This is a genomic window from Methylobacterium longum, from assembly GCF_022179385.1.
In the GTDB taxonomy this organism is placed as follows: domain Bacteria; phylum Pseudomonadota; class Alphaproteobacteria; order Rhizobiales; family Beijerinckiaceae; genus Methylobacterium; species Methylobacterium longum.
Genome location: NZ_BPQS01000004.1, coordinates 95,989 through 120,192 on the forward strand (window position 1 = coordinate 95,989; position 24,204 = coordinate 120,192).

A 24,204-nucleotide genomic window follows, 5' to 3' on the forward strand; every position below is an offset into this window, starting at 1 on the left:
CGCACCCGGGATACCGGATATCAACGATTATCCGCCGGGCGAACCCGGGGCGGGCCGTTCCGCCGGCGTCTCGACGTGCCGCTCGGCGATCCGGCCCGATATCCCGCGACTTCGCGCGTGGTCGGGCCGGAACGGCGTTGCCGTCCCGCGGCCCCCGACTTACCTAGCGGGCACTCGACTCGGGTCCCCAGCCGGGGACGAGGCCGCCCCCTGCTAAGCGGAGACAGACGCCATGACCTTCACCCTGCCGGAACTGCCCTACGCCTACGACGCGCTCGGGCCGTACATGTCGAAGGAGACTCTCGAGTTTCACCACGACAAGCACCACAAGGCCTATGTCGACACGGGCAACAAGCTGCTTGAGGGCACGGATCTCCAGGGCAAGAGCGTCGAGGAGATCGTCAAGGCCGCCTACAACACCAATCAGCCGCTCTTCAACAATGCCGGCCAGCACTACAACCACATCCACTTCTGGCAGTGGATGAAGCCGAACGGCGGCGGCGCGATCCCGGGCGCGCTCGCCAAGAAGATCGATGAGGATCTCGGCGGCGCCGAGAAGTTCAAGGCGGACTTCATCCAGGCGGGCATCGGCCAGTTCGGCTCCGGATGGGCGTGGCTCGCCGTCAAGGACGGCAAGCTCGCGATCATGAAGACCCCCAACGGCGAGAACCCGCTGGTCCACGGCGCCAAGCCGATCCTGGGCGTCGACGTGTGGGAGCACTCCTACTACATCGACTACCGCAACCGCCGCCCCGACTACCTCAAGGCCTTCATCGAGAACCTCGTGAACTGGGAGCACGTGGAGAAGATGTACGCCGAGGCGAACGCCTGAGGCGTCTCCGCCGGTGCCGCGGGCGCTGTGTCCGCGGCACCCTTGAGATGGCCGACGAAACCGGCTCTTGATGCGCCCGACGCCGGACGACCCGGTGCAAAAGGGTCCGGCTATTTTCTTCCAGCGCGACGATACCCTCTTCACGCTCTCCCCCCGCCGCGGGGGCGGGCGGCCCCTGCCTCGGCAGGGGTCGGGCCGGGCTGAAATCCCCGACGGGGGGAGCCCGGCTCCAGGGTGTGGTGCCGCCTCCCTGAGCGCCGGTGCGCCTTCCGGCACCGTCGCTCCCCGCTCCCGACCGGCTTCGCAGGCCCTTCGGCCCGGCAGCGAGACGAAGGGGAGGCGCGGGGCGGGTCGTTCCGATCGCTCGGCCTCGGATCTTTCCGAAGCCCGGCAAGGCGGATCGCCACCGTCCGGGCGGCGTGTCCCATGATCCGCTCCATCCTCTCCGTGGGCGGCTGGACGCTGGTCTCGCGGGTCACCGGCTTCGCCCGCGACGTGGTGATGGCCGCGGTGCTGGGCGCCGGGCCGATGGCCGACGCCTTCGTGGTCGCGTTCCGGCTGCCCAACCATTTCCGCGCGATCTTCGGCGAGGGCGCGTTCAACACCGCCTTCGTGCCGGCCTATGCCGGGCTCGCCGAGGCGGGCGCGCCGGGTGAGGCGCACCGCTTCGCCGACCGCGTCTTCACCCTGATGCTGATCGTGCAGCTGGTGCTGCTCAACCTCGCCCTGCCGGCGATGCCCTGGGTCGTCCACGCCCTGGCGCCGGGCTTTCCCGAGGACGGGGAGCGCTTCCAGCTCGCGGTGGCGCTGACGCGCATCACCTTCCCGTACCTGCTGTTCATGACGCTGGTGACGCTGCTGTCGGGCATCCTCAACGCCCACCGGCATTTCGCCGTGGCGGCGGGAGCGCCGGTGCTGCTCAACCTCGCCATGCTGGCGGCGCTCTCGGTGAGCTTCCTGTTCCCGAACGCGGCCTACGCCGCCGCCTGGGGCGTCGCGGTCTCGGGTCTCCTGCAGTTCGGGCTGCTGTGGTGGGGCTGCCGCCGGGCCCGCGTGATGCCCGATCTCGCCGTGCCGCGCCTGGATCCGGCGCTGAATCGGTTCTTCGCCGTGCTCGGGCCGGCCGTGATCGGCGCGGCCGGGTTCCAGATCGCCGTCTTCGCCGACACGATCATCGCGAGCTGGCTGCCGGTCGGGGCGGTCTCGGCGCTCTACTACGCCGACCGGCTCTACCAGCTTCCCTTCGGCGTCATCGCCATCGCGGCCGGGACCGTGCTTCTGCCCGAGATGAGCCGGCGGATCGCCGCCGGGGACGTCGCCGGGGCGCATGCGGCGCAGAACCGGGCGGCGGGGTTCTCCCTGGCCCTGTCGGCGCCGTTCACCGTGGCCTTCCTGACCATCCCGGGCCTGATCATGGCGGCCCTGTTCCAGCGGGGCGCCTTCAGCCCGGAGGATGCGGCCCGCGCCGCCTCGGTGCTGGCGGCCTACGGGCTGGCGCTGCCGGCCGTGGTGCTGGTGCGCAGCGCGGTGGCGAGCTTCTACGCCCGCCAGGATACCAAGACCCCGCTCTGGGCCTCGTTGACGGCGATCGCGGTGAACGTCGCCCTCAAGCTCTGGCTCACCGGCCCCTACGGCGTCACCGGGCTGGCGCTCGCCACGGCGGTGAGTCAGTGGGTCAACCTGCTGCTGCTCGTCGTCCTGGCCAAGCGCCGGAACTGGACGGCGCCGGGGCGCACCCTCGGGCTCACCGTCGCGGGGGTCGCGCTCGCCTGCCTCGCGCTGGCGGCGGTGGCCCTCTACGGCCAGGGTCTCGTCCAGGCGCTGGTGCCGGCCCTGCCGCACGGACGCGACCTCGTGGTCCTGGCTCTGCTCGGCATGATCGGGGCGGCAGTCTACGGCGGCCTGCTGGCCGGCCTTCTGCACCTCTTCGGCCTGCGCCTGCGCCGGACCTGAGGAGATCCGGCCGGGCTCGCATTCCCGCGGTCCCGGCCCCAAGATCGCGCGACATCACCCGGAGAGGAACGCCATGACCGACGCACCAGGACCGCTCGCGGGCGTGAAGGCCGCGGTGTTCGACGCCTACGGCACGCTGTTCGACGTGAACGCCGCGGTCCAGCGCTACGCCGAGGCGGTCGGGCCGGATGCGGCCCATCTCTCCGAGGTCTGGCGCAACAAGCAGCTCGAATACAGCTGGACCCTGTCGCTGATGGGCCATTACGCGGCCTTCTGGGATCTCACCGTGCGGGCCCTGGATTACGCCCTGGCGGTCCACCCGAACGTCGATCCCGGGCTGCGCGAGCGGCTCCTCGACGCCTACCGCGACCTCGACGCCTATCCCGAGGTGCCGGGCGTGCTGGCGGCCCTGCGCAAGCGCGGGATCCGCACGGCTGTGCTCACCAACGGCAACGCCGCCATGGTCGACCGGGCTGTGGCCTCGGCGAACCTCGCCGACCACCTCGACGCGGTCCTGTCGGTGGACGACGCGCAGGTGTTCAAGACGCATCCCGACGCCTACCGGATCGCCCTGACCCGACTGGCGGTCGGGCAGGGCGACGTGCTGTTCTGCTCGTCGAACCGATGGGACGTGGCGGGGGCGGGGGCCTTCGGCTTCAGGACCGCCTGGGTGAACCGCAAGGGGCTGCCCGACGAGTACGCGGCCCTGGCGCCCACCGTCGTGGTCGGATCCCTCGACGGGCTGCTCTGACGGGCGGCCCGCTCAGCCTGCCCGCAACACCGCCCTCCGATGCTGCGCTGCCCCGGGGGGCCGTCGCTGCCCGCACGGACCGGAGCGCGTCGCGGCAACCGGCGGGAATCGCGGAACCGGCATAACGGGCGCACGATTCAATCGTCCCACTTCGGGGATTCTTAATCCTCCCGGTGTTGGATCATCCTCAACACGAACGGGAGATGTTTCGCGTGTCCTTGAACGGTTCCTTCACGACGATCCGCGCTGGGGCCGCAGCCCTCGCGGCAACCCTGGCGCTCGGGGCCGTCGCCCCGGCCGCCGCCCGCGACCAGACGGGTGCGATCGTCGGCGGCCTCGCGGCCGGCGTCGTCGGCGGCATGGTCGGCGGCGCCCTCGTCAACGGCGCGAACCAGCCGCCGCCCCCGCCCCCCGAGTACCGCCCGCGCCGCGTCGTGGTCGAGGAGCCCGAGACCATCGTGGTGCGCGAGCGTCGCGGCCCGATCTGCCACTACGAGCGCCGCAAGGAGTGGCTGGGCGACGGCGAGTTCACCTACCGCCGCGTCGAGGTCTGCGAGTAAGTCACCCGCGCGGTGACACGATCGGCGCCGCGTCCCCCCGGGGGCGCGGCGCTTCTCATTTCACCACCAGCCAATCCTCGACCACGAGGGCGTCGAGGCCGGTGGTGTAGAACATCAGGATCGCGTCCTCCGCGCCGTGGAGGATCGGCTTGCCCATCACGTTGAAGCTGGTGTTGAGCAGGATCGGCACCCCGGTGATCTCCGCGAAGGCGCCGATCAACGCCGCGTAGGCCGGGTTTCGGTCGGCCGTGACGCTGTGGAGCCGGCCTGTGCCGTCCGCGTGGACGACCGCCGGCACACGGGCGCGGACCGCGTCCCGCCAGACCAGGGTGCGCTCCATGTAGGGGCTGTCGGCGTAATCCGCGAACCAGTCCGGCCCGGCCTCCGCCAGGATCGACGGCGCGAAGGGGCGGAACGCCTCCCGGTATTTCACTTTGGCATTGAGGGCGTCCTTGGCGCCCTCCGGCCGCGGATCCGCCAGGATCGACCGGTTGCCGAGCGCCCGCGGCCCCAGCTCCGCCCGGCCCTGCACCCAGCCGACCAGGCCGCCCTCGGCCAGGATCCGTGCCGCCGCGCGGGTTGCCTCCGCGTGACCGACGTGCCTGGCGCGGGGTTCCTGCTCGGCGAGCCGCTCCATCGGGGCGGTCGACACGGGGGAGCCCAGATAGGGGGTGAGCGGTCGCTGCGCCGGCGGCGGCCCGGCCCAGCCCGGATGATCCTCCGCGTAGGCGAGCCACGCGGCTCCGACCGCGTTGCCGTCGTCGGCCGGCGCCGAGGGCACGTGCAGCCGCGTGAAGCCGGATCGGCCGAGCACCCGTCCATTGTAGGACGAGTTGAGGCCGCATCCGCCCGCGATCACGAGATTCTCGGACGGTGCCAGGGCGTAGGCCTCGGCCACCAGCGCGTCCATGAGGGTGCCGAAAAGATCCTGGCCGCAGCGGGCGAGGTCGGCCCAGCCGTTCTCCAGGGCGTCGGCGGGACGGCGGGCGCGGATCTCCGCGGCCACGGAGCGGATCGTGTCCGTATCGCCGTAGCGCAGGCGGAGGCCTTCGACCGTGCAGAGCCGGGCCAGCAGCGCGACGAGGTCCGGATCGGGGCAGCCGTAGGAGGCGAGGCCCATGATCTTCCACTCCTCGCCCTTCACTTGGTCGAAGCCCGCGAGATCGGTGATCAGCCCGTACAGGAACCCGAGCGAGCCGCGCCCGCGGTGGCGACGCAGCTCGGTGATCCGGCCGCTCTCCAGGCGGTGGATCGCCACCGCACCGGTCTCGCCCATCCCGTCGACCACCAGGGCGGTGGCTGCGTCGAAGGGGCTGCCCCAGAGGCCGTAGGCGGCGTGGCAGAGGTGGTGCGGGTAACGCCGCTGCCCTGCGATCGACGCCCGGGGCGCCGCGCCGGTGATCCGCGCTTCCTGGTTCAGGGCCAGCAGGGTGCCGTGCCCGGCCCGCTCCTGCGCGCCGTGGAGATCGGCGATGAACACCCGTTCGGCCTGCTCGGGCACGAAGGAGCGGTTGAGGGCCGTGGTGTGGGCCGCGAGCGCCATCAGGTCGAAGGCGCCGGCGCCGGCCTGCCCGCGCAGGAAGTCGGTGAATTGCGCCCCCCAGGTCGAGGCGACGACGAGTTCGGAGCCCGGCGGGACGTACTCCTTGAGCAATGGCGCCATCACGGCCGGGAGGTCGGGCTCGCAGTTCGGGGCGCGCTTGTACTGGAGTGCGCGCTCCGCGGCCTCGGCGAAGAGCAGGGTGCCATCGGGCCCGACCAGGGCGACGGCGGGGTCGTGGAAGGTGGTGGCGAGGCCCAGATAGAAGCGCATGTCGACGCTGGGGTAGCGCATTTTCGCCCCGGGCGGATCCCGGTTCGTGCGGGAGGCGTCCTCCGGCAGCGGCTGCGCCTGGACTTCGGGAGGGGGCGAGACCCAGGCGCGGATCGCGCAGGCTGCCGCCGGCCTGTCGACCGGTCGGCCCGTCTCCGCGAGCGCGGCGCAGCAAACCGGGGCGGCGCGGTGTCGGCGCAGGGGCGCCGCTACGCCCTCGCGGTCCGCGGCTTGGCCAGCATGAGAATCGCCGCGCCGGCCAGCCCCGACAGGGCCGAGCCCGCCAGAACGCCGAGCTTCACGGCGGTCTCCTGCTCCGGATCCCGGAAAGCGAGTCCGCCGATGAACAGGCTCATGGTGAAGCCGATGCCGCACAGCACCGCGACCCCGTAGACCTGCCCCCAGCCGGCCCCGGCCGGGCGCTTGGCCAGCCCCAGCGCCACCGCCAGCCGCAGGCTCGCGAACACGCCGGCCTGCTTGCCCAGGAACAGCCCGGCCGCGATGCCGAGCGTCACCGGCTGGAGCAGGGCCTCGGGGGTGAGGCCGGAGAGGTCCACGCCGGCATTGGCGAAGCCGAAGACCGGCACCACCCCGTAGGTGATCCAGGGGGCGAGGGCATGCTCCAGCCGGTGCAGGGGCGAGTGCGCGTCCTCCGGCCGGCCCGGGCTGACCCGGATCGGGATCGTGAGCGCGAGGAGCACGCCCGCGAGCGTCGCGTGGATCCCGGAGCGCAGCACGAGGACCCAGAGCACGAGGCCGAGGAGGCCGTAGACCGGAAGCGATTCGATCCCCGCCCGGTTGAGGCCGTAGAGGCCGGCGAGCACCAGCGCGGCGAGCCCCAGCATCGTGAGATCGAGGCCGGCGCTGTAGAACAGCGCGATCACCACGACGGCGCCGAGGTCGTCGACGATGGCGACCGCGCTGAGGAAGATCTTGAGGGAGACCGGCACGCGGGATCCGAGGAGCGCCAGGACTCCGAGCGCGAAGGCGATGTCGGTGGCCGCCGGGATCGCCCAACCGCGCAGGGTGCCGGAACCGAGATTGGCCAGGGCGTAGAAGGCGGCCGGCACCGCCATGCCGCCGAGCGCCGCGAAGCCGGGCAGGACCCGGTCTGGCCAGGTGCGCAGCTGCCCGTCGAGCGCCTCGCGCTTGATCTCCAGCCCGACCAGCAGGAAGAACCCGGCCATCAGGCCGTCGTTGATCCAGTGCTGCACGCTCATCGGCCCGAGGGCGGCGTGGAGCGCGTGCGCGTAGGGCTCGGCGAACGGCCCGTTGGCGACGAGGAGGGCCAGGGCGGCCGCCGCCATCAGGATCAGCCCGCCCGCCGCCTCGCCGGCGAGCAGCGTGCGGATGATCGAGAGCGGGCGCCGGCCCCGCTTCGGCGACTGGTCGGGGGAGGGGGACATCATCGCGGCAGGCCTTGCCGCGCATCCGAGGCGGGTGCAAGCGCCCCGCCGTACCCGACTAGGACGTCCGCCCCAGGGCCGCGCGGATCAGGGCCAGCCCGTCCGGGCTCGCCCACGCGGCCGGCCCCTTCATCACCCCGAGGGTGCAGCCCTGCGCGTCGACCAGCAGCGTGGTCGGCAGGCCCGGCGATTGCGTGTCGCGCTGGATGACCGGCAGCACGCGCCCGCCGGGATCGGCGTAGAAGGCGAGGTCGTGGATGCCCGCCTGCTTCAGCCATTCCGGCGGCTTCTCGAGGTTGCGCGTGTCGACGTTGATGGCGACGACCTGGAAGTCGGGCCCGCCGAGCTGCGCCTGGAGCCGGTCGAGGGCGGGCATCTCGGCCTTGCAGGGGGCGCACCACGTCGCCCAGAGGTTCACGAGGAGCAGCCGGCCCTTGAGGTCGGCGAGGCCGATCTCGGTGCCGTCCGGCCCCTTGAACCGGATGTCGGGGGCGGGCCGGGCCTGCGGCAGCGCCTGCATGGCGGCGACCTCGCCCCTCGCGGCGGCGTCGACCCGGGCGAGCGTCGGCTTGGCGGCGGCGCACGGCCCCGAGCCCGCGCCCGTGTTGCCGGGCAGGAGACCGCTCCCGTATAGGGCGAGGCCGAGGACGGCGAGCGCGGCGACGCCCGCGCCGGCCAGGATGGGCGTGCGGCCGGGCATCAGGCTCGGCCCTCGGGACGGTCAGGGCGCGGAAGGATCGACATGAGCAACCGGATGTGGGGCGGCCGCTTCGCGAGCGGCCCGGCGGAGATCATGGAGGAGATCAACGCCTCCATCGGATTCGACAAGCGCCTCGCGCCCCAGGATATCCGCGGCTCGCTGGCGCATGTGGCGATGCTGGGCGCTGCCGGCATCCTGCCGGCGGAGGATGTGGCCGCAATCGAGGTTGGGCTCAAGTCCGTCCGCGACGAGATCGAGGCCGGCACCTTCGTGTTCAAGCGCGAGCTCGAGGACATCCACATGTCCGTGGAGAGCCGGCTGACCGAAATCGTCGGCCCGGCCGCCGGGCGCCTGCACACGGCGCGCTCGCGCAACGATCAGGTCGCCACCGACATGAAGCTCTGGGTGCGCGACACCCTCGATTCCCTCGACCAGCAGGCCGCCGACCTGCAGCGGGCCCTCAGCCAGGCGGCGCTGAAGCACGCCGGGACCGTGATGCCGGGCTTCACCCATCTCCAGTCGGCCCAGCCGGTGACCTTCGGGCACCACTGCCTCGCCTACGTGGAGATGCTGGCCCGGGACCGGGGCCGGTTCCGCGACGCGCGGGCGCGGCTCAACGAATGTCCCCTCGGCGCCGCGGCGCTCGCCGGCACCTCCTTCCCGATCGACCGCCACGCCACCGCGGCGGCGCTCGGCTTCGACCGGCCGACCGCGAACTCCCTCGATTCGGTGGCCGACCGCGACTTCGCGCTGGAATCCCTGGCGGCGGCCTCGATCTGCGCCGTCCACCTGTCGCGCTTCGCCGAGGAGCTGGTGGTCTGGACCTCGGCCCAGTTCAACTTCGTCCGGCTGTCGGATGGCTACACCACCGGCTCGTCGATCATGCCGCAGAAGCGCAACCCCGATGCCGCCGAGCTGGTGCGGGCCAAGAGCGGCCGGATCATCGGCGCGCTGACCGGCCTGCTCATCGTGATGAAGGGCCTGCCGCTCGCCTATTCGAAGGACATGCAGGAGGACAAGGAGGGGACCTTCGACGCTCTCCAGGCGCTGTCCCTGTGCCTCGCCGCCCTGACCGGCATGGTGCGGGACCTGGAGCCCAACGCCGAGGTGCTCGCCCGGGCCGCCGGCTCCGGCTACGCCACCGCCACCGACCTCGCCGACTGGCTGGTGCGCGAACTCGGCCTGCCGTTCCGGCAGGCCCACCACGTCACCGGTCGTCTCGTGGGCGTCGCCGCCGCCAAGGGCGTCGGCCTCGAGGAGTTGTTGCTGCTGGAGATGCAGGAGGCCGAGCCGCGGATCACCGACGCGGTCTACGCGGTGCTGGGCGTCACGAATTCGGTGGCGAGCCGCACCAGCTACGGCGGCACTGCGCCCGACAACGTCCGCAAGCAGGCGCAGGCCTGGATCGCGCGGCTGGCCTAACGGAAGGCCTGAGCGGCAGGGCCTCGGCGGTTGATCGACGGGGCGACGCCGCCCCGCGCGTGCGGCGGGATCGCTGCCGGGAGGTCGGCGCCGCTGCACGACCGGGGGCAGCACGCCGACACGATCGGGGTGGCGGAGGGTCACCGGCTTCCCCGGGCGATCGGATCCGCCTGCCCCTCGCGCCCGCGTCGCGCAGCCGGATCTCGGGCCAGCGCCGCGGGGCGCTGACGTGCACGGACCCCGTGCCGTCTCCGATGCCCGCTGCGGCCGGGTCGCGGCACGAGGGATGCCACCAACAGGCCCCGGATCGAGCGCACCGGCATCCCCCTTGTCCACAGGCCGCATCGAAATTGTGCGTTGCAACCTTATTCCGACCCGCGCGTTCAGCGTCTGGCTAAGTCCCCTCAGCTACAAGCTTCGCCGTTAGGATCGGAGTTCGCAGTATGCCTGTCGAGAATTGGCTGAACCCGGAGGACGTGCCGGACTTCGCGGCTCACGCCACGGCCATGATCGATGCCGCTTTGACGGGTTCGGGCCTGACGCGGGAGTCCTACTGGGCTGCGGTGCGCAAGGGCTACAACACCCCCTACAACGACCCGCCCCGCAGGGGCGCCGCGCCGGCTCAGCCGACCGTGATAGCGACGATCGCGGGTCCGGCCGAGGAGCCCATGGCCGTGCCCGCCGCGGTCATCGCGGCCTTGGCTACCGAAGCCCGGGCCCTCTGAAAGGTCCTCCAGTATCGGCGCGTAACGCGCATCGCCATCTTGCCGACGTTTTACGCAAGCTTCACTACTTCCGAATCCCGGTGCGGCGCCTGAGGGAGCCGCCCGTCGTCAGGAAGTGAAGATGGTTCGCGTTACCCGCTTGCTCCCGGTCGGAGTTTTTGCCCTGTTCGCCTCCGGGCTCGCACCGGCGCTCGTCGGGGGGCTCGGCGGTGTGGCCCTGTCCGCCACCGCGCTGTCGGCCCAGGAGGCCGCGCCCGCGGCCGACGACGGGGCGCCCGCCCGGCGCGGCCGCCGGCGCGGTCGCGAGCGCGCGCGGCCGGCCGAGAAGAAGATGGGCACGCCGCCCGGTATGCAGCAGGCCACGCCGGTGGCGATCTTCGGCGACTGGAACGTCTTCGTGAACGGCGACGGCCGCAACAAGCTCTGCTACGCCATTGCCCAGCCGCAGACGCGCTCGCCCAAGACCCTGAAGCGCGACACCGCCTACCTGTTCGTGAGCGTCCGCAAGGGCGAGAACGTGCAGAACGAGGTGGCGGTGATGCTGGGCTTCCCCTCGAAACCCGCGGCCTCCCAGGTGAAGCCCGGCTCGGCCGCCGCGCCGGGCGACCCGAGCCTCAATCTCGGTGCCAGCCGCTACGGTCTGGTGGTGAAGGACGGGAATGCGTGGCTGCAGAACCCGGCCGAGGAGGCGCGCGTCGTCTCGGAGATGAGCGCGCGAAACCCCAAGCTGATCATCAAAACCACCTCGCTGCGCGGGAATCCGACGAGCGACGAGTACGCCCTCGGCGGGTTCGCGGAGGCCATGAAGCGCACCCGCGACGAGTGCGGCCGGTAGCGCGCCGGGTCGAAGCCGTCGTAGATCCGTCGGGTTCGTGACCGGTGGTTCAAGCCCGCTCGACGCGGCTCCTCCGAGCTCAGACCCGATCGCCGCATGCGGCACCGCGGCCTGCGCCGGGGGCTCCATGCGGGACGAGGGTTGTGGGTCGGACCGCCCCGTGTCCTAGGCGCGACGGAGACGCCGCTGCCCCGGCCGAACGGCCGAGCGGGCCCGGACGCTCACGCGTTCACGAGCCGCGCGGGCCGCCTGCTCGGCCGTGCGGAACACGGCCCCGTCGAGGCCGTCGAAATCACGCGCCGATGAGAAGAACCGCACGCCGCGACCTTCCGGCACGGCAATCCCGGCGGTGATCTCGCCCACCTCGATGACCCGCGCCGGTGCGGCGTCGAGGCGGTCTCCGGGCGCGAGTTCTGCGTGAAGATCGGACATGAACTTAGGACTCCCTGGGCAGGCGTGAGGCCCTGCCAAATCGCGATGAAGGCTGCGTGATGGTCGGCGGGCTAGCGTCGACAGCGCCGATGGTGGGCGCGGGAGCAGGTCGCGGTCGGGGAGACGTGTACGAAGGAAGTGGGTCGGCTCACCATGAGAAGTCCTCCAGACTGAAGGACCGCGCGGCACGGATGCCGTCGCAGTGCTTTAGCGTTTGATGACGCGGCGCAAGCTACGCTCCTCAAATCACCGCGGCCGGGAAGGACGCACCTCCGTGTTCGGTCCGCACTGGCATCCCTGAAGATGGAGGCGCCGCGGTGCTCCGTCAACGGAACGGAGTTCCGATTTTCGGGCTCTCCTTGGCAGGAAGGCGGGCTCGAACGGTGGGCGGGGAGGCGGGACCGCTCAGGCCTCGGCGAGCACGGCCGGGAGGTCGGAGAAGTCCGAGAAGATCCGGGCCGCGCCGGCCCGCAGCAGGTCGACCCCCGCGGGATCGTGATCCCAGTGCCCGCCGCCGGTGAAGCCCGCGACCTGCATGCCCGCGCTCCGCGCCGCGGTCACGCCCGGCACGCTGTCCTCGATCACCAGGCAGGCGGCGGGTTCGACGGCCATGCGGTCGGCGGCGAACAGGAACAGGTCGGGGAAGGGCTTGCCCCGCGCCACCTGTGCCGAGGAGAAGACGCGGTCGCCGAACAGCGGCAGCAGCCCGGTGAGGCTCAGGGAATGGCGCAGCCGCACCGGATCGCTGCTCGACGCCACACAGACCGGCGGATCCAGGGACGCCACCGCCTCGGCGACGCCGCGCATCGCCCGCAACTCCGCATCGAACAGCGCCAGCGTCTCCGCCTTGACGGTCTCGACGAAGTCCGGGGGCGCCGCGACCCCGTAATCGTGGGCGATGTGCCCCATGATCGACACCATGGAGGTGCCGGTGAAGCGCGCCCGCACGGTGGCGAGGTCGATCGCCACGCCGATGCGGTTGAGGTTGGCGGTGAGGCAGGCGAGGCTCAGGGGCTCGCTGTCGACCAAGACGCCGTCGCAATCGAAGATCACGAGGCCGAGTTTCGTCACGCGCGCGTCCAAGGCCGACCGTCCCACACGGCCTGCCGCCGCCGCGCGATCCTGTGGCACGGGCCCACCGCAGCGGCAACCGCACCGCGCCGGCGGGGCAGTCGGGCGCATCGGACGGGCGCGTCGGGCCGGCGGGCGCAGGTCGCGCTTGCACCGGGCGGTCCGCGCCCATACTCCCTGGCGGGCGTCCTCCGGCGGGCGCAGGCACGGCTCACACGGCAAGGCTGACCCCGCGATGCTCCGCTTCCTGGCCCGGGTCCTGGGTTTCCTGCTGATGGCCGGCGGCTTCGTGGCGCTGGTCTATGATGGCGCTCGCTCGATCGCCAACAACGGCCTGCGGGTGACGCCCCTCTCGGACGTGATCGCCACCCTGTTCAAGGACAGGGCGGGCGCGCTGCAGGGCAGCGTGGAGGGGGCGGCGCCCTGGCTCTGGCACATCCTCGGCCTGCCGCTCACCCTGGCGCCGGCCTCGCTGATCGGACTCGGGCTCGGCGCGGTGCTGCTCTGGCTCGGCCAGCCCGGTCGGGAGCCGATCGGCTTCCTGACGAAGCCCTGAGCGCTCGAAGCCTGAACGACCCTATCGGTCGCCGCGCGCGCCCCGCGCCTCGGCGAGCTCGCGCTTCAGCCGCGCGACCTCGGCGGTCAGCGCGTAGTGCTCGCTGACGTCGATCTGCGAGGCGAAGTAGTAGTTGACCCTGCCGTCCGCGTCCCGCACGGGCCCCACATACAGGGCGTTCTGAAAGGTCGAGCCGTCCCTGCGGTAGTTGAGGAGATCGATCCGGATGTCGGTCTCCCGGCGGATCGCCTCCCGCAGGCGCTCGACGGCCACGGGATCCGTCTCGGGCCCCTGGAGGAAGCGGCAGTTGCGGCCGGTGACCTCCATCCGGGTGTAGCCGGTGAGCTTCAGGAAGGAGTCGTTGGCGAAGACGATCGGGTTGTCGAACTGGCGCGGGTCGGTGACGATCATCGGCATCCGCGTCGCCCGGACGGCGGCAGCGAACGGATCGCCCGGGTGCGAATCCGCCTTCAGATTGTCCAGCACGCGGCTCGTGACGGCCCAGCCCGTCGCCATACGGTGTCTGCCCCTCATCCGGCGACACGGGGCCGCCATTTCCACCGGGGTACAAGCCGGAAATTGTGCGCGAGGTCCAGCCCCTCACTCCAGGTTTCATAACCGCGACGGCACCCCCGGCCTGTCAGAGGAAGCGCCGGCCGCTTCCGCGGTCCTGGTGCAAGCCCCATATCCGGTGCGAGCCCAGAAACCCGGAAGGCAAGCCGATGCTCCTGTTCCGCAAGCGTCCCGTGATGCCGAGCCCCGCGGAGGCCTTGCCGGGCCGGCCGACGCCACTCCCCACGTCCGAGGCCCACTTCGTCAACGGCAACCCGCTCAAGGGTCCCTATCCGCCGGGCACGGAGACGGTCGTGCTCGGGCTGGGCTGCTTCTGGGGGGCGGAGCGGCGCTTCTGGCAATTGCCCGCGGGCGTGTTCGTGACCGCGGTGGGCTACGCCGGCGGCTTCACCCCCAACCCCACCTACGAGGAGGTCTGCACCGGCCAGACGGGCCACAACGAGGTGGTTCTGGTCGCCTTCGATCCGGCGGTTCTGCCGCTGGAGGCGCTGCTGCGGACCTTCTTCGAGAGCCACGACCCGACCCAGGGCATGCGCCAGGGCAACGACGTCGGCACGCAGTACCGGTCCGGGATCTACACGAACAATCCCGAGCAGGAGGCGACCGCCCGGGCGGTGCGGGGGGCCTACGCCGAAGCGCTGCACGCCCGCGGCTTCCCGAACGTGACCACCGAGATCAAGCCCCTGGAGCACTTCTACTTCGCGGAGGGCTACCACCAGCAGTACCTCGCCAAGAACCCGGCGGGTTATTGCGGCCTGGGCGGCACCGGCGTCAGCTGCCCGGTCGGGACCGGCGTCGTCGCTTGATCTTCACGGGTTGCCGCCGGTCCGCGGCTGCGCGGCCGGTGCTGCCGGAGTCGGGACGTTGCCCGTCAGCGGCGGCGTGCTGTTCGGGCTGCGCAGCACGATCAGGACGCTGCCCAGGACCGAGAGGGCGACGGCGGTGGCGAGGAGGAGGAAGAGCCAGCGGGGCATCCCGGGGCGTTAGCACATCGGGACGACGGGACGAACAGCGTCCCGCCCTCTTCGCAGACCCTGCGACCCAGGCGCGCATTATTCGGGCGCGGGCGGTCCCGATCAGCGCGGGCGCGCCTCGCTCTGCCCGCGACGGCGGACCTCCGGGCCGGGCTACGGCGCCTTCAGAACGGCCCGGCAGGCGGCCGGGAGCGCGGCCATGGTCATGGCGGGCTTCGGCTTCGGCGCCACCTTCGGGGGCTTCGGGTGGAGCACGGCGTCCGAGAACCAGTAGCCGAGGTCGTCGCAGCCGTCGCCCGAGGGCGGCGCGCCCTGCGGCTGGCAATTCTCCTGGCCCTCCGGGCAGGAGAGCCGGATATGGTAGTGGTAATTGTGCCCGTACATCGGGCGCACCTTGGACATCCAGCGGCTGCCCGAGGCGTCGCGGCAGAGCGCCTTCTTGATCGCCGCGTTGACGAAGATGCGCTCGACCTCCGGCTGTTCCGCAGTGAGCTTGATCAACTGCAGATGAGTCGGCGTCCAGACCTGGGGGTCGATGTCGAGGCGGTCGGGGCGGACCATGTCGGTGGCCGAAGTCTCCTCGCGCTCCGCCCGGCTCATGCGGTGGCCGGGCATCGGCGTCAGCCAGACGTCGGCGTCGATGCCGATCTGGTGCGAGGCGTGGCCGGTGATCATCGGGCCGCCCCGGGGCTGGGCCATGTCGCCGACGAGCAGGCCGGGCCAGCCGACGCGGGCGGCCTTCTGCGAGAGGCGCTCGACGAAGTCGACGAGATAGGGGGTGCCCCACATCCGGTTGCGGGAGGGGCGCATGACCTGCCAGTTCGGCCCGTCCAGAGGCAGGGCCTCGCCCCCGGAGAAGCAGCCCTTGGCGTAGAAGCCGTAGATGTGCGCCGGCCCGGCGGAGCCCCGGGTGACGCGCCCGAACAAGGCCTTGGCGGGCGTCGAGGGCGCGTCCGGATGCTCCAGCGGCGGCAGCGGCTTCGGGTTGACGCTGCCGCGGTCCTGGGCCTGCGCGGCGACGGGCAGGAGCAGGACGGCGAGCGCGAAGCTCGGGGCGATACGCGGCATCGGCATGCGGGGGCTGTTCGTCCTGCTGGAGGGTCGAGCGCGGGCGCGCACCGGAACGTCGCCTGCCGCCGGGGCGTTTTTCGGGCAGCCAGGCCGTGTGCGCAGGTTCGGCAGCGACGGGACAGGGAGGCGACGATGACGGCGATCGGTCAACCCCCCGGGGGAGGGGCGCGACCCGGAAACCCCGCACCCTGATCGCCAGCGACCGGGTCATCGGGACGGACGTCCGCCGGCCGGACGGGACCCGGATCGGCCGCATCGAGCGGCTGATGCTCGACAAGGCCACCGGCCGGGTCGCCTACGCGGTGATGAGCTTCGGCGGCTTCCTGGGCCTCGGCGAGGAGTTCCACACGCTGCCCTGGTCGATGCTGCGCTTCGAGCCGCATCGGGACGCCTACGTGGTCGACATCACCGAGGAAAAGCTGCGCGCCGCCCCCGCCTGCACGACGGAGGGCACCGATCCGGCCGAGGACGGCGCCTGGGAGGAGCAGATCCACCGCTACTACGACGCCGCACCCTACTGGGGGATCTGAGATCCGCCCCGGCTCTCAGTGCTGGCGGCGGGTCACCGGTCCGCACCAGCCCGGCAGGTAGTCGGCGTCCTTGGACTTGGCGAGGGACATCGCCGTCTCCAGCGCGGCATCGAAGTCGTGCTCGATGCGCTTCCCCTTGATGTTCCGCCGCAGGAAATCGGCCCACAGGAACTCGCTGAACGGTGTGGTGTCCTTGGCGAAGCCGCCGGCCCGGCGCAGCTCGCCGGCGAGGCTGCGATAGGGATCGTCGAGGAGGGCATCCACCGATTTCGGGATGTCCTTGAACTGTCGGCGCACGCCCTCGGCATCGTAGGGATGCGTCCACGATTTGTGGTCGCACACCGTCCAGAAGGCATCCTTGTCGAGGTAGTGCAGGTCGGCCACCACGGTGACGAGCACGCTCTCGACGCCCTCCTCGTACAGGGCGCGGGAGAGGTGGTGATGATCGATGATGTAGTGGTGCTTCTTGGGGCCGAGCAGGGTCGGCATCATGTGGGCGCCGAGGAATTCCTTCTTCTTCTCGCCGTCATATTCCTGCCAACGCCGCCGCTTCTCCGCCACCTCCCGGTAGCCGACCGTCATCTGCGTCGGGCGCAGCTCCGCGATCGGGAGTGTCTTGAGCAACGGCTCTCGGTTGGCCATGGGCTGTCCTTCCTGCGTGGATTTGTCACGCAGATGTCACAGGCCGCCGGGGATCAGAAGTCCGGAGCGGTCGGGGCGCGCTCACGTTTCCGGTATCGGGCCGGCGCGCACCGCCTCCAGGACGAACACGCGGATCGCCGAGGACAGGTTCTGGCCGCCGCGCCCGGCATCGATCGTCCCGACCAGCGCCTGAACCGATTGGCCCCGGGCCTCGGCGATATCCCGCAGCGCCACCCAGAACGGATCCTCCAGGGACACGCTGGTCCGGTGGCCGGCGATCATCACGGAGCGCTTGGTCACGCCTGCGCTCATGCGGAGATGGCCCTGCGGGTCGCGCGGCCCGTCTTCGCGCGCGGAGCGTCCCGGCCCGGCGCGGGGCGGCGAAGGGCGGCGTCGCGCCGCCGGATCGCGACACTCCGCCGGCGTGGGCGGCCGGGCCGGCCGGACTGCGACGGCCTCATCCCGCCGGATCGGGATCCGGCTCGTTCCGCTCCAGGCGGTGGCCCTCGTGGCGCTCGGTCTCCATTGCCTTGCGCCGCTGCTGGAGGGTCTTGGCCTTCTTCGGCCGGCCGAAGGCGATGCGGTTGGTCTCGGCCTGCGCGTCGGCCTCGGCGCGAGCCTTCGCCTTCCGGACCTGACGCAGGTTGATGATCTCGGCCATGGATCGCCTCCCGGTGTCCCGCCTCCGGCGCGAGGGAGCCCGCGCCGGCCCGTCCCCAACGATCAGTCGGCGCTGGGCGCCAGCATGGTCTCCGGCCGGACCACGCGCTCGAACTCCGCCTCGGTCACGTAGCCGAGCCGCAGGGCCTCCTCCTTGAGGGTGGTGCCGTTCTTGTGCGCGGTCTTGGCGATCTCGGCGGCCTTGTCGTAGCCGATCGAGGGGGCGAGCGCGGTCACCAGCATGAGCGAGCGGCTCACCAGGTCGGCGATCTTGTCCTCGTTGGCCTTGATGCCGACCACACAATTGTCGGTGAAGCTCACCGCCGCGTCGGCGAGCAGCCGGATCGACTGCAGCACCGCGTTGGCGATCACCGGCTTGAACACGTTGAGCTCGAAATTGCCCTGGGAGCCCGCGAAGCTCACGGTGGTGCCGTTGCCGATCACCTGGGCGCAGACCATGGTCAGCGCCTCGCACTGGGTCGGGTTGACCTTGCCGGGCATGATCGAGGAGCCGGGCTCGTTCTCGGGCAGGGACAGCTCGCCGAGGCCGGAGCGCGGCCCCGAACCGAGGAAGCGGATGTCCTGGGCGATCTTGAACAGGCCGGCGGCGAGCGCCGACAGCGCGCCCTGCGTGAACACCAGGGCGTCGTGGGTGGCCAGCGCCTCGAACTTGTTGGCGGCGCTCGTGAACGGCAGGCCGGTCAGCTCCGCAACCTTGGCGGCGAAGCGGTCGGCGAATTCCGGATGCGCGTTGAGGCCGGTGCCGACCGCCGTGCCGCCCTGGGCGAGCGCCAGCACCCCCGGCAGGGTCGCGGCGACGCGCGATCCGCCCAGCGCCACCTGCGCGACGTAGCCGGAGAACTCCTGACCCAGCGAGACCGGCGTCGCGTCCTGCAGATGGGTCCGGCCGATCTTGACGATCGCGTCGAACGCCTGGGCCTTGGCGTCGAGGGCCGCGTGCAGGTGGCTCAGGGCCGGCAGGAGGCGTCCCTGGATCTCGCGCGCCACCGCGATGTGCATGGCGGTCGGGAAGGTGTCGTTCGAGGACTGGCCGCGGTTGCAATGGTCGTTCGGATGGACCGGCGACTTGCCGCCGCGCTGGCCCCCGAGCCGCTCGTTGGCGAGGCTCGCGATCACCTCGTTGGCGTTCATGTTCGACTGGGTGCCCGAACCGGTCTGGTAGATGACGAGGGGGAACTCGTCGTCGTGGCGGCCCTCCACCACCTCGGCCGCGGAGGCCGCGATCGCCTCGGCGAGCCGCGGTTCGAGGGCGCCGAGGTCCTGATTCACCAGGGCGGCGGCCTGCTTCACGAGGCCCAGCGCGTGCACCAGCGGCGCCGGCATCCGGTCGGTGCCGATCTTGAAGTTCTGGATCGAGCGCTGGGTCTGCGCGCCCCAGTAACGATGGGCCGGGACCTCGATCGGGCCGAACGTGTCGGACTCGGTGCGGGTGGCGGTCTCGGTGGGCGACATCGTGGCCTCTACGTCTGGTGCAGTGCGGTGCCTACTTAAATGAGCCGTGGGGGAATCGCGATGCCGGTTTTCCCGGCGTGCCGACAAGGGCGGAGCTCTGTTTCCGCCGGACAAGGAGCCGATGAGCGCGACGATCGATCTCTCCGAGCCCGCCACCCGGTTTCGCCCCGCCGTGCCGCCGCCGCTGACGGAGCCGCTGGGCCTGTTCGAGTTCCTGCGGGCCGCGCGGAAGAATCCGATCACCACCTGGATGGACGCGCATTTCAAGCTCCCGGTCGTGGCGGCCGACGGTGCGATGGGCCGGATCACCGTGGTGAGCGACCCGGCGTTGATCCGCTACCTGCTGATCGAGAATGCCGACGGCTACCGGAAGGACGACCTCCAGCGGCGTGTGCTCGCCCCGGGCCTCGGGAATGGCCTGCTCAGCGCCGAGGGCGACGAGTGGCGGCTCCAGCGCCGGACCCTGGCGCCGATCTTCAACGCCCGCACCGTCCAGGGCTTCTCCGAGGCGATGAACGCCGCGGGCGCCCGCCTCGGTCGCCGCCTCGCCCGTCGGGCCGGCAAGCAGGTCGACGTCGCCCTCGAGATGACCCGCGTCACGCTGGACGTTCTGGAGCGGACGATCTTCACCCACGGGCTTCCGAGCGATCCGGACGCGCTGGGCCGCGCGATCACGCGCTTCCTGGAGGCGGTGGGGCCGATCGATCCCCTCGACGTGTTCGGCGTACCGGACTTCGTGCCGCGGATCGGCCGCCTCCGTGCCCGCCCGGCGGGGCGGTTCTTCGCCGAGGTGGTCGATGAGCTGATCGCGCGGCGCAAGACCCTGATGGAACGGGGCGAGGCGCCCCGCGACCTGCTGACGCTGCTGCTGGCCGCGCAGGACCCCGAGACCGGCACCGGCCTCTCGGACTTGGCCGTGAAGGCCAACATCGTCACCTTCATCGCGGCCGGTCACGAGACGACGGCCAATTCCCTGACCTGGACGCTCTACTGCCTGTCGCAGGATCCCACCGCGCAGGCGCGGATCGAGGCGGAGGTCGACGCGGCGGGGCCAGGGGATTTCGCCGCGGAGCGCCTGCCCTTCACCCGGGCCGTGATCGAGGAGGCGATGCGGCTGTTCCCGCCGGTGCCGTTCCTCAGCCGTCAGGCGGTCCGGGACGATCGGCTGGGCCGGATCAAGGTGCCGCGGGGCTCGCTGGTCCTGATCGCCCCCTGGGTGCTTCACCGTCACCAGCTGCTGTGGGAGGACCCGGAGGCCTTCGTGCCGGAGCGCTTCCTGCCCGAGAACCGGGACGCGATCGCGCGCTTCGCCTACCTGCCTTTCGGGGCGGGTCCGCGCGTCTGCATCGGCCAGAGCTTCTCGATCCAGGAGGCGGTGATCGTGCTGGCCCACGTGGTCCGGGCGGTGCGGTTCCGCCTGCCGGCCGATCATCCGCCGGTCACGCCCCTCCACCGGGTGACGCTGCGGCCGGAGCACGGGTTGCGGATGGAGGCCGCGGCGCGGAGCTAGGGCCGGGCTCGGCCGGAGCGTCACCGTGCCGGACGGCGCCGTATCGCGGCCGACGCGCGAGGCCGAAACTCCGGTTTGCCGAGGCTTGCGTCAGCGGATCAATCCTCCGGACGCGGGGATCGGATCACGCGCCGACCCATCGGAGGCCGGGCGCTCGCCGCAGGCAGCCGTGTCCCCCATCATCGGCACGCAGTCCGGATGCCGCTAAGCGGGGATCGAGCACCGCGATTCGGATCGTCGCGATGGCCGACGCCTTCAGCCGGGGCGAGACCCGCGTGAGGCCCTCGTTGACGCGCTTGGCACGGTGATTCCGCTCAGCGACCGACGGCCTCGGCTGCGCGAGCGCGTCGTCCGCCGTGTGACCCCCCGGCCGTCGCGTCGGGCCGGGGACAGGTCAGCTCTTCTTCCGGAACGCGTCCAGGCTCACGACTTCGGCGCTGCCCTCCTCGCCCTCCTTCTTGGCGGCGGGACGGGGGGCCTTCTCATCGGACTTGTCAGACTTGGCGGGTTTCTCACCCTGGGCCGCAGGGGCCGGAAGGCCCTTCGGGGGGCTCGAACCGATCGTGGCCAGCCCGGAACTCTTGGGCCGCACCTCGCCGGGCTCGGAGCCGGCTCCGCGCGGACCCGGCTTGGCCGGCGCGGCATTGGCCTCCTCCGGCGTCTCGCCGGCCTCGCTGAGGTCGAACTTCAGGCCGAACTGCACGGAAGGATCGAAGAAGCCCGACAGCGCGTCGAACGGGACCAGCAGTCGCTCCGGGACCCCCGAGAAGGACAATCCGACCTCGAAGGCATGCTCGGTGACGTTCAGGTCCCAGAACTGGTGCTGCAGGACGATCGTCATGTCCTGCGGGTACTTCTCCCGCAGGGCCTGCGACATTCGCACGCCGGGCGCCTCGGTGCGGAATGAGACGTAGAAGTGGTGCTCGCCCATGAGCCCTTCGCGGGCTGCGTCGGTCAGCACCTTGCGCACGACGCCGCGAAGGGCGTCCTGCACCAGGAGGTCGTAGCGGATCAGGTCGTCTGCCATCTGCGGTCGCGCTCTAGCCCGGTCTGCCCGGCGCCCCGCCGCGGATGGCTGGACCGAGGAATTGATGTGACGGCTTCCGTTGCCAGGTGCCTGCCTACCCCGCCTGTCCGGTGCGACCCGGCAGGACTTCAAGTCGCGGTCTCGGAGCCGCTTACGCGGCCGCCGCCACCGCAGCAAAGTTGTCGTTGGCAACTGTTGCAAAGGCCCGATAACGGCGGAACCATGCCGAGCGAAAGCTCAACCTTTACGCCCTCGTCGATCCTACTTCGCCCCCGCCGAAGCCCAGGCTTCCGATCATGCGCCTTGCGGCAGCATGTCCTGGGCTCGGGTGGAGGCGCCGGGTACCGCCCCCGGGTCCGATAGGTTTATTGCGAAGAACGTTTATCGCCATAGCCGGCCTCGCGACCGGCACCCGAGATATAGAGGGGATCGGTCCGGTTTTGAAGCCCGATCGTGTCGCGCCGCCGCCTCATTTGAAGCCTCCGGGCGAGGCTGTTGCCGGAAGTGCGCAGTCGCGCGCGCCCGCCTCCGATCGCCGGGGCGTTCCCGGCCGCCTCTGGACGGCGACGTGGCAGCTCGGGGCCCTGGTGGCCCTCGTGGTCCTCTACCTCGGTGCCGCCAGCCTGCTCGCGCTGGTCGCCGTGCGGGTCGGGTTCGACCTGTGGAAGGGGATCGACCCGTTCCTGCCCCCGGAGCAGCGCCCGTTCATCGGCGCGGTGGAGCTCGCCCACCGGGCCTTCGCCATCGATGCCCTGCGCCAAGTCTTCCTCGCCGCCCTCGTGCTCGGCGGCGCGTGGTGGCAGGACCGGACCGGCTGGCGGCGGCGCCTCGCCCTGGACCGCGAGCGCCTGAACGGAATGCGGCCGGTCGCGCTGCTGGCGCTTCTGCTCGTCTGGCCGGTGCTGCACATCGCCTGGGTCACCGGCACGGCCGAGCTGTTCGGGGCGAGCTTCGGGCAGCACGTCCGGCTGTCGCCGTTCATGAGCCAGGCCGCGGTGGCGGCGTGGCTCGCCTACCTGGCGATCCTGGCTCCGGTGGCCGAGGAGCTGCTCCTGCGCGGCGAGGCCTTCGCCCGCGCGCAGGCCGCGGTGGGCCCCCTGGCGGCGATCCTGGTCACCGCCCTCATCTTCGCGGCCGCCCACGTCTCGTCCTGGGGGCTGGCCCGGCCGGTCTCGCTGCTGCCCCTGGCCCTGGCGCTCGGCTGGCTGCGCTGGCGCACCGGCCGGCTCTGGCCCGGCATCGCCCTGCACGGCTGGTCGAACCTCGCGTTGGTGACGTACCTGCTCTGGCCGGCCTGAGTCCGCCGCCGGGCGTGACGGCGGTGGACAGATGTCGGCGACGAACTTGCCGTGCGGGCCGCCGACGCGCAGGAATGGCCGATGGACGCTTACCAGGACCTGCTCCGGCGCATCCTCGACGAGGGCGCGGCCAAGGATGACCGCACCGGCACCGGGACGCTCTCGGTGTTCGGCCACCAGATGCGCTTCGACCTGTCGGCGGGCTTCCCGCTCGTCACGACGAAGCGGCTGCACCTGCGCTCGATCATCCACGAACTGCTCTGGTTCCTGGCCGGCGACACCAACGTGGCCGCCCTGCGGGCGAACGGGGTGACGATCTGGGACGAGTGGGCCGACGAACGCGGCGACCTCGGTCCGGTCTACGGCCGGCAGTGGCGGTCCTGGGAGAAGCCGGGCGGCGGCACCGTCGACCAGATCGCCTGGGTCCTCGACGAGATCCGGCGCAATCCCGATTCCCGTCGCCTGATCGTCTCGGCCTGGAATCCGGCCGATCTCGACCGGATGGCGCTCGCCCCCTGCCACTGCCTGTTCCAGTTCTACGTGAGCGACGGCCGCCTCTCGTGCCAGCTCTACCAGCGCTCGGCCGACGCCTTCCTGGGCGTGCCGTTCAACATCGCGAGCTACGCGCTCCTGACCCACATGATCGCCCAGGTGACCGGTCTCGGGGTCGGCGACTTCGTCCACACCTTCGGCGACGCGCATCTCTACCGGAACCACATGGAGCAGACGCGCACCCTGCTGAGCCGGACCCCGCGTCCGTTGCCGCAACTGCGGCTCAATCCGGAGGTGCGCGACCTCTTCGCGTTCCGGTACGAGGATATCGTCATCAAGCAGTACGACCCGCACCCGGCCATCGCGGCCCCGGTGGCGGTATGACGCCGCGCGTGGCGCTGGTGGTGGCCGTCGCCCGCAACGGCGTGATCGGCCGCGACAACGGCCTTGCGTGGCACCTGTCCAGCGACCTGAAGCGGTTCAAGGCCCTGACCCTGGGCAAGCCGATGCTGATGGGCCGGCGCACCTGGGACTCGATCGGCCGGCCGCTGCCGGGGCGCCGGACCCTGGTCCTCACCCGCGATCGCGGCTTCCGGGCCGAGGGCGCCGAGGTCGTCCACGGCTGGGACGCCGCGCTGGCCGCCACGTCCGGCGCGGAGCTGATGGTGGTCGGCGGCGCAGAGATCTACGCGCTGGCGCTCCCGCACGCCGACCGCCTCCACCTCACCGAGGTCGAGGCCGAGCCGGACGGCGACGTGCGATTCCCCGACTTCGACCGGGCGCACTTCCGCGAGGCCTTCCGCGAGGCGCATCCGGCCGGCCCGCGCGACGAGCACGCCTTCACGTTCATCGACTGGGAGCGCGTGCGCTGAGGCGCGCCGCCGCGGTTGCCTTTGCC

General features: G+C 71.6%; 27 protein-coding genes and 1 other RNA gene. 14 read left to right on the plus strand and 14 right to left on the minus strand.

The window, feature by feature from the left end:
- Positions 1-232 precede the first annotated feature (232 nt).
- The 4 genes from MFF58_RS05230 (at position 233) to MFF58_RS05245 (ending at position 4,096) form a co-directional block, all read left to right on the plus strand.
- Positions 233-832 (plus strand): superoxide dismutase, encoded by a 600-nt coding sequence (locus tag MFF58_RS05230; RefSeq protein ID WP_238285806.1) that lies wholly within the window; start codon positions 233-235, stop codon positions 830-832.
- Between the two features lie 426 nt (positions 833-1,258).
- Positions 1,259-2,785, plus strand: a complete 1,527-nt coding sequence (gene murJ, locus MFF58_RS05235; RefSeq protein ID WP_238285807.1) for a murein biosynthesis integral membrane protein MurJ — start codon at positions 1,259-1,261, stop codon at positions 2,783-2,785.
- Positions 2,786-2,858: 73 nt separating this feature from the next.
- Positions 2,859-3,536 (plus strand): haloacid dehalogenase type II, encoded by a 678-nt coding sequence (locus MFF58_RS05240; RefSeq protein WP_238285808.1) that lies wholly within the window; start codon positions 2,859-2,861, stop codon positions 3,534-3,536.
- Positions 3,537-3,739: 203 nt separating this feature from the next.
- Complete coding sequence (locus MFF58_RS05245; protein ID WP_238285809.1) at positions 3,740-4,096, plus strand: hypothetical protein; 357 nt, start codon at positions 3,740-3,742, stop codon at positions 4,094-4,096.
- 55 nt (positions 4,097-4,151) lie between these two features.
- On the opposite strand, the gene MFF58_RS05250 is transcribed toward MFF58_RS05245, so the two are convergent.
- The 3 genes from MFF58_RS05250 to tlpA all read right to left on the minus strand — a co-directional run bounded on the left by MFF58_RS05250 (position 4,152) and on the right by tlpA (position 8,015).
- Entirely contained in the window at positions 4,152-5,909 is a 1,758-nt protein-coding gene (locus MFF58_RS05250; RefSeq protein WP_238285992.1) for a carbamoyltransferase family protein, read from the minus strand.
- Between the two features lie 209 nt (positions 5,910-6,118).
- A complete protein-coding gene (gene nhaA, locus MFF58_RS05255; RefSeq protein WP_238285810.1) occupies positions 6,119-7,318 on the minus strand; it encodes a Na+/H+ antiporter NhaA in 1,200 nt (399 codons plus the stop codon).
- A gap of 55 nt (positions 7,319-7,373) precedes the next feature.
- Positions 7,374-8,015 (minus strand): thiol:disulfide interchange protein TlpA, encoded by a 642-nt coding sequence (gene tlpA / locus MFF58_RS05260; protein ID WP_238285811.1) that lies wholly within the window; start codon positions 8,013-8,015, stop codon positions 7,374-7,376.
- A gap of 42 nt (positions 8,016-8,057) precedes the next feature.
- On the opposite strand from tlpA, the gene argH reads away from it, so the two are divergent.
- The 3 genes from argH (at position 8,058) to MFF58_RS05275 (ending at position 10,997) form a co-directional block, all read left to right on the plus strand.
- Positions 8,058-9,437: an argininosuccinate lyase gene (gene argH, locus MFF58_RS05265; protein ID WP_238285812.1), complete on the plus strand. Its 1,380-nt coding sequence runs from the start codon at positions 8,058-8,060 to the stop codon at positions 9,435-9,437.
- A gap of 443 nt (positions 9,438-9,880) precedes the next feature.
- Positions 9,881-10,162 carry a hypothetical protein gene (locus tag MFF58_RS05270; protein WP_238285814.1) on the plus strand — a complete coding sequence of 94 codons (282 nt, stop codon included), beginning with the start codon at positions 9,881-9,883 and terminating at the stop codon, positions 10,160-10,162.
- A 121-nt stretch (positions 10,163-10,283) separates the two neighbouring features.
- Positions 10,284-10,997 carry an invasion associated locus b family protein gene (locus MFF58_RS05275; RefSeq protein WP_238285816.1) on the plus strand — a complete coding sequence of 238 codons (714 nt, stop codon included), beginning with the start codon at positions 10,284-10,286 and terminating at the stop codon, positions 10,995-10,997.
- A 165-nt stretch (positions 10,998-11,162) separates the two neighbouring features.
- Here MFF58_RS05275 and MFF58_RS05280 read toward each other — a convergent pair whose 3' ends face one another.
- Positions 11,163-11,429, minus strand: coding sequence for a hypothetical protein (locus MFF58_RS05280; RefSeq protein WP_238285818.1), 267 nt, complete (start codon positions 11,427-11,429; stop codon positions 11,163-11,165).
- Between the two features lie 405 nt (positions 11,430-11,834).
- On the minus strand, positions 11,835-12,512 hold the full coding sequence (locus MFF58_RS05285; protein WP_238285820.1) for an HAD family hydrolase: 678 nt from the start codon (positions 12,510-12,512) through the stop codon (positions 11,835-11,837).
- A 223-nt stretch (positions 12,513-12,735) separates the two neighbouring features.
- Between MFF58_RS05285 and MFF58_RS05290 the strand changes: the two genes are divergently transcribed.
- Positions 12,736-13,056 (plus strand): PetM family of cytochrome b6f complex subunit 7, encoded by a 321-nt coding sequence (locus MFF58_RS05290; protein WP_238285822.1) that lies wholly within the window; start codon positions 12,736-12,738, stop codon positions 13,054-13,056.
- Positions 13,057-13,077: 21 nt separating this feature from the next.
- On the opposite strand, the gene MFF58_RS05295 is transcribed toward MFF58_RS05290, so the two are convergent.
- Positions 13,078-13,572 (minus strand): PAS domain-containing protein, encoded by a 495-nt coding sequence (locus MFF58_RS05295; RefSeq protein ID WP_373323277.1) that lies wholly within the window; start codon positions 13,570-13,572, stop codon positions 13,078-13,080.
- Between the two features lie 206 nt (positions 13,573-13,778).
- Here MFF58_RS05295 and msrA point away from each other — a divergent pair, with 206 nt between their 5' ends.
- Entirely contained in the window at positions 13,779-14,435 is a 657-nt protein-coding gene (gene msrA / locus MFF58_RS05300; RefSeq protein ID WP_238285823.1) for a peptide-methionine (S)-S-oxide reductase MsrA, read from the plus strand.
- A 3-nt stretch (positions 14,436-14,438) separates the two neighbouring features.
- Here msrA and MFF58_RS05305 read toward each other — a convergent pair whose 3' ends face one another.
- Together MFF58_RS05305 and mepA are read right to left on the minus strand one after the other, a co-directional pair.
- A complete protein-coding gene (locus MFF58_RS05305; protein ID WP_238285826.1) occupies positions 14,439-14,603 on the minus strand; it encodes a hypothetical protein in 165 nt (54 codons plus the stop codon).
- Between the two features lie 153 nt (positions 14,604-14,756).
- Positions 14,757-15,677 (minus strand): penicillin-insensitive murein endopeptidase, encoded by a 921-nt coding sequence (mepA, locus tag MFF58_RS05310; RefSeq protein WP_238285828.1) that lies wholly within the window; start codon positions 15,675-15,677, stop codon positions 14,757-14,759.
- A gap of 185 nt (positions 15,678-15,862) precedes the next feature.
- Between mepA and MFF58_RS05315 the strand changes: the two genes are divergently transcribed.
- Complete coding sequence (locus tag MFF58_RS05315) at positions 15,863-16,204, plus strand: PRC-barrel domain-containing protein (protein ID WP_238285994.1); 342 nt, start codon at positions 15,863-15,865, stop codon at positions 16,202-16,204.
- A gap of 15 nt (positions 16,205-16,219) precedes the next feature.
- Here MFF58_RS05315 and MFF58_RS05320 read toward each other — a convergent pair whose 3' ends face one another.
- The 4 genes from MFF58_RS05320 to fumC form a co-directional block, all read right to left on the minus strand.
- Positions 16,220-16,846, minus strand: a complete 627-nt coding sequence (locus tag MFF58_RS05320; RefSeq protein ID WP_238285830.1) for a ParB-like protein — start codon at positions 16,844-16,846, stop codon at positions 16,220-16,222.
- A gap of 81 nt (positions 16,847-16,927) precedes the next feature.
- On the minus strand, positions 16,928-17,158 hold the full coding sequence (locus MFF58_RS05325) for a ribbon-helix-helix domain-containing protein (RefSeq protein ID WP_238285831.1): 231 nt from the start codon (positions 17,156-17,158) through the stop codon (positions 16,928-16,930).
- Positions 17,159-17,303: 145 nt separating this feature from the next.
- Entirely contained in the window at positions 17,304-17,507 is a 204-nt protein-coding gene (locus MFF58_RS05330; protein WP_238285832.1) for a DUF4169 family protein, read from the minus strand.
- Between the two features lie 62 nt (positions 17,508-17,569).
- Entirely contained in the window at positions 17,570-18,979 is a 1,410-nt protein-coding gene (gene fumC, locus MFF58_RS05335) for a class II fumarate hydratase (RefSeq protein ID WP_238285833.1), read from the minus strand.
- Positions 18,980-19,100: 121 nt separating this feature from the next.
- Between fumC and MFF58_RS05340 the strand changes: the two genes are divergently transcribed.
- Entirely contained in the window at positions 19,101-20,489 is a 1,389-nt protein-coding gene (locus MFF58_RS05340; protein ID WP_238285834.1) for a cytochrome P450, read from the plus strand.
- A 394-nt stretch (positions 20,490-20,883) separates the two neighbouring features.
- On the opposite strand, the gene MFF58_RS05345 is transcribed toward MFF58_RS05340, so the two are convergent.
- Both MFF58_RS05345 and ssrA read right to left on the minus strand, forming a co-directional pair.
- Positions 20,884-21,516 carry an SspB family protein gene (locus tag MFF58_RS05345; RefSeq protein ID WP_238285835.1) on the minus strand — a complete coding sequence of 211 codons (633 nt, stop codon included), beginning with the start codon at positions 21,514-21,516 and terminating at the stop codon, positions 20,884-20,886.
- A gap of 65 nt (positions 21,517-21,581) precedes the next feature.
- Positions 21,582-21,965, minus strand: a transfer-messenger RNA (tmRNA) gene (ssrA, locus tag MFF58_RS05350).
- Between ssrA and MFF58_RS05355 the strand changes: the two genes are divergently transcribed.
- From MFF58_RS05355 to MFF58_RS05365, 3 genes are all read left to right on the plus strand, one after another.
- Complete coding sequence (locus tag MFF58_RS05355) at positions 21,957-22,814, plus strand: CPBP family intramembrane glutamic endopeptidase (protein WP_243985468.1); 858 nt, start codon at positions 21,957-21,959, stop codon at positions 22,812-22,814. The genes ssrA and MFF58_RS05355 overlap by 9 nt on opposite strands.
- 81 nt (positions 22,815-22,895) lie before the next feature.
- Positions 22,896-23,690, plus strand: a complete 795-nt coding sequence (locus MFF58_RS05360) for a thymidylate synthase (RefSeq protein ID WP_238285837.1) — start codon at positions 22,896-22,898, stop codon at positions 23,688-23,690.
- Positions 23,687-24,178, plus strand: coding sequence for a dihydrofolate reductase (locus tag MFF58_RS05365; RefSeq protein ID WP_238285838.1), 492 nt, complete (start codon positions 23,687-23,689; stop codon positions 24,176-24,178). Before MFF58_RS05360 ends, MFF58_RS05365 begins: the two co-directional genes overlap by 4 nt.
- The last annotated feature ends 26 nt before the right edge of the window (positions 24,179-24,204 follow it).